This is a genomic window from Pseudoalteromonas piscicida (genome assembly GCF_002744175.1).
Lineage (GTDB): Bacteria > Pseudomonadota > Gammaproteobacteria > Enterobacterales > Alteromonadaceae > Pseudoalteromonas > Pseudoalteromonas piscicida_B.
Genome location: NZ_NKHF01000111.1, coordinates 1 through 1,973, shown reverse-complemented (window position 1 = coordinate 1,973; position 1,973 = coordinate 1). Strand labels below are relative to the sequence as shown.

The 1,973-nt window shown below is 44.0% G+C and carries 1 protein-coding gene; it reads left to right on the top strand.

Features of this window, described 5'->3' with window-relative positions:
* Positions 1-552: 552 nt before the first annotated feature.
* The gene (gene ltrA / locus CEX98_RS21910; RefSeq protein ID WP_099644109.1) at positions 553-1,890 is read left to right on the top strand and encodes a group II intron reverse transcriptase/maturase; all 1,338 of its coding nucleotides are present in this window, start codon (positions 553-555) and stop codon (positions 1,888-1,890) included.
* Positions 1,891-1,973: the final 83 nt, after the last annotated feature.

The following is a 1,973-nucleotide window of genomic DNA, read 5'->3' as shown; positions in this document are numbered from 1 at the left end:
TTTGTGTACGCCCGACATGGGCATTAACTAATGAGGTGAAAGTCCTCTGTAGGAAGATCACCGTTTAAATAACTGATTGTTATTAAACGATAACTACTAGCGAATGGCAAGTGCAAATCCGCGAGGGGTTGTATGGAGGAAGCCGCTAGCAAAATTGCGAGCTGATGAACAAAAACATCATACTAGGCGCAGGCTGAAGACGAGTTAGCACAAGATAACGAAGTCACGTGATCTAACGGCCACCGTAAATGATGCAGTTGTGCAATGAAAGTTAATGTTCTTATTCGGGGAGAGCTGGATAACATGCGGCCTGCGCTATCGCTGCGGAAAATACCAGTAAGTGGCTGGTCAATCAACCCCTTGGCGTGCTATTTGGTTGCGAAATAGACTACGAGCGAAACCACTGCAACACCCACCGATACGCACGCAGCGCAATTTAGAGCAATTTATTTTGTGATTATCCAGCAGTCAGCAGACGGCATAGTAGCCAAACACCTATCGTAATGGATGGGACACGGTGAAGGCCTGAACATTTAACCGAAGGAATACTTCATGTCTTACTTACATAACTATACGCCACAGCCCTGTGGTTCTGATATGCAGCGTAATGCAGTGCAATCAACCTTCAACTTTGATTTATTTGAACACGTTTTATCAAACGATAACCTTCAACGCGCATGGAAGCAGGTTAAAGCCAACAAAGGTGCAGCGGGTGTAGATGGTATGAAAATAGACCAATTTATCGACTGGGCAAAACAACACTGGCAACAGTGCAAAGCTCAACTCGAAAATGGGACTTATCGTCCACAACTGGTCAAACGCGTTGAAATTGATAAACCCGATGGTGGAAAACGGCAACTCGGAATACCCACAGTAGTCGACCGGGTTATCCAGCAAGCCATTACTCAGGTTTTATCGCCCATCATTGATAGCACATTTTCAGATAACAGCTTTGGTTTTCGTCCTAACCGTAACGGCCAACAAGCAGTGAAGCAAGTTCAACAAATGATTAAATCTAAACGCAATATTGCGGTAGATGTCGATTTGTCAAAGTTCTTTGACCGAGTCAATCACGACTTATTGATGCGAAATTTATCACGTCATGTCAAAGATAAACGCTTGCTCAAACTCATTGGCCGTTATTTGAGAGCTGGATTTGATGACAATGGCACGCTAATCCCGAGTTTAGAAGGAGTACCGCAAGGCGGCCCTCTTTCACCTTTATTATCCAACATTATGCTGGATGATTTAGACAAAGAATTGGAGCAACGAGGTCACCAATTTACCCGTTACGCTGATGATTTTATAATCTTAGTAAAATCAAAACGTGCAGGCGAACGTGTACTTGCCAGCGTTACTCGGTTCCTTGAAACTAAACTCAAATTGTTTGTTAACACGGATAAAAGTCAGGTGGTTAAAACCACACAAAGTAAATTCTTAGGGTTTACCTTTAAACGTGGAGCAATCAAATGGCATGACAAAACCCTGCATAAATTTAAGCGACAGGTACGCATTTTAACTAACCGTAATTGGGGCGTGAGCATGCAATATCAGCTGTTTAAATTAAGCCAATATCTAAGCGGATGGATCAATTATTTTGGTATTGCAAACGCATACCAGCAATGTGTTGACCTAGACCAATGGATAAGGCGCAGGATCAGGATGTGTTACTGGCGACAATGGCGAAAACCGAGAACTAAAGTGAGAAACCTGATGAAGCGTGGAGTTCATGTGCAAGCAGCCGTTGCCTGTGGCATCACAAGTAAAGGGCCTTGGCGCAGTTCCAAAACAGCCGGTATTCAACAGGCTTTAAGCTTAAATTATCTGAAAAACGAGGGACTATATTCACTCAAAGACGGATGGATAAAAGTGCATTACCCAAACGGGTAATCTGTTAGATGAAACGCCCTGTGCGGACCCGCATGCAGGGTGTTGTGGGGGCTGAGGGCTAGATACCCTCGGCTACCCGATTA

Bases quoted from the DNA above. Each gene is read 5' to 3' on its own strand.
- ltrA (WP_099644109.1), top strand. From the start codon at position 553: ATGTCTTACTTACATAACTATACGCCACAGCCCTGTGGTTCTGATATG.